This window comes from Mesorhizobium sp. M1A.F.Ca.IN.020.03.2.1 (genome assembly GCF_004023205.1).
GTDB lineage: Bacteria > Pseudomonadota > Alphaproteobacteria > Rhizobiales > Rhizobiaceae > Mesorhizobium.
This window is the reverse complement of sequence record NZ_RZSV01000422.1, coordinates 1-2100: the sequence shown is the minus strand read 5'-3', so window position 1 is coordinate 2100 and position 2100 is coordinate 1. Positions and strand designations below refer to the sequence as shown.

Below are 2100 nucleotides of genomic sequence, written 5' to 3'. Positions count from 1 at the left end.
AGTCATGCCGCTCCCTGCGTATGGGACGAATGGCACTGGCCGGCAGGCCCCGCCGCAGCCCTCCAACGACTCGATCGACGACACACTGATGCACGAGCTCGAGGCATCGTTGGAGGAGTCCCATTCCAAACCGGCAAGCAAGCCGGCGGCGAAGCCCTCGCTCGATGACGAGATGACCAAGCTTCTCGGCGAGCTGGCCAGCCACAAACGCTGACCCCCAAAGGATTGCCGCTCAAAAAAGAAAATGGCCGGAAAGATCCGGCCATTTTCGCAAAACCTGCGTCTGTCCCAACCCGCGTCAGTCGTCGCGGTAGACCTTCTCGCGGCGTTCGTGGCGCTCCTGCGCCTCGATCGACAGCGTCGCGATCGGGCGGGCGTCGAGCCGCTTCAGCGCGATCGGCTCGCCGGTTTCCTCGCAATAGCCATAGGTGCCTTCGTCGATGCGCTGCAGCGCGGAGTCGATTTTCGAGATCAGCTTGCGCTGGCGATCGCGGGCGCGCAGTTCGATGGCTCGGTCGGTTTCGGAAGAGGCGCGGTCGGCTAGGTCGGGATGGTTGGCGTTTTCTTGCTGGAGGATTTCGAGTGTTTCACGCGCTTCGCGAAGGATGTCATTCTTCCATGTGATAAGCTTCTGGCGGAAGTATGATTTCTGCCGTTCGTTCATGAACGGCTCGTCTTCGGAGGGTACGTAATCGGCGGTAACGATGTCGTTCATTCGACTCACCCAACAACCCCAAATTTGGCGCCTATATATTCGCGGACAAGGGGCTGCACAAGCGGAAACAATAACAGTTTCACGCATTTGTTAGTCTTCGCAGCAGCAGGCATTCGCGGCGGCCATTTCTCAACGGTCGGGATCGAAATCATCAGCGATTCGGCGCGGTTGCGCGTCCTATGCCATTGTGCACGACACCGTTCTGGTGACTAATCGCCAAAACGCTCAGCGTATTCAACATAAAGGGGGAGCCGGTTGAGCAGACTTTATCTGTTGAGGCATGCCAAAGCCGGATGGGCGCTGCCCGGTGTTCGTGACTTCGATCGTCCGCTCGACGAATCGGGCATGGCCGACGCTGAGGCGATGGGTGACGCCATGCGGGCCCGCGACTACGTGCCGGATGTCACTCTCTGCTCCAACGCCAAGCGAGCACGGCAGACCCTGGAAGGCCTTGCGGGCCGCACCGACACCGGCCGGGTGCTGTTCTTCGACACACTCTACAGCGAAGATGCCGCCGGTTATCTCGAAATCATTCGTAAGAACAGCGGGGCCGGCTCATTGCTGGTGATCGGCCACAATCCGATGACCGAGGACCTAGCCATGGCGGTGTCGGGCGACGGCGATGAGACCGCGCGAGGCATGCTCAACCACGGCTTTCCCAATTCCGGACTCGCCGTCGTGCGTTTTCCCGGCAATCTCGGTGAAGCAGGCCAAGGCCGTGGTTATCTCGAGGCCTTTCTCAGTCCCGCCGATCTCTGACACCATTTCAAACGCCTTGCCCAAGGCCTATATCGGCCCTGACGGGCGACCCAGAGGCAGATTTGGCATCATCGCTGACCACTTTCACCGACGAGGCGAGGATTGCGCTCGACACGTTGTCGGGCCGGGCCGCCGGGCTCTTCTCCCCATCCCTGCGACTGGGCGTCACCGGCCTCTCCCGCGCCGGCAAGACGGTGTTCATTTCCGCTCTCGTCCATAACCTTATCCATGGCGGGCGGCTGCCGCTGTTCGAAGCGCAAAAATCGGGCCGCATCGCCCGCGCCTTGCTCGAGGAGCAGCCGGACGACGCCGTCCCGCGCTTCCAGTACGAGGACCATGTCGCGGCCCTGGTCGACGACCGTGTCTGGCCGGATTCGACGCGCGCCATTTCAGAGCTGAGGCTGACCATCGAATACGAGTCGGCCTCCGGCTGGAACCGGCTGTTTTCGGCCGGAAAGCTGTCGATCGACATCGTCGATTATCCCGGCGAATGGCTGCTTGACCTGCCGCTGCTCGGTAAATCTTTCGCCGATTTTTCGCGCGAGGCGGTGGAGCTGGCCGCCCTGCCGGTCCGCTCCGACCTGTCACAGGCGTGGCAGGAGCTGGCCTCCTCGGTCGATCCGGAC

At 61.6% G+C, this 2100-nt stretch carries 3 protein-coding genes and 1 pseudogene; 3 read left to right on the top strand and 1 reads right to left on the bottom strand.

The features are described 5' to 3' along the window. A pseudogene (locus tag EOA79_RS33290) lies at window positions 1–214 on the top strand (hypothetical protein); the annotation flags it as partial. 84 nt (window positions 215–298) lie between these two features. On the opposite strand, the gene dksA reads toward EOA79_RS33290, so the two are convergent. Next, window positions 299–715 carry an RNA polymerase-binding protein DksA gene (gene dksA / locus EOA79_RS31610; RefSeq protein ID WP_040972254.1) on the bottom strand — a complete coding sequence of 139 codons (417 nt, stop codon included), beginning with the start codon at window positions 713–715 and terminating at the stop codon, window positions 299–301. Between the two features lie 255 nt (window positions 716–970). Here dksA and EOA79_RS31605 point away from each other — a divergent pair, with 255 nt between their 5' ends. Both EOA79_RS31605 and EOA79_RS31600 read left to right on the top strand, forming a co-directional pair. Then, complete coding sequence (locus EOA79_RS31605) at window positions 971–1474, top strand: histidine phosphatase family protein (RefSeq protein ID WP_095825312.1); 504 nt, start codon at window positions 971–973, stop codon at window positions 1472–1474. 62 nt (window positions 1475–1536) lie between these two features. Then, the coding region (locus EOA79_RS31600) for a YcjX family protein (protein ID WP_164894052.1) at window positions 1537–2100 on the top strand (564 nt) is incomplete at its 3' end.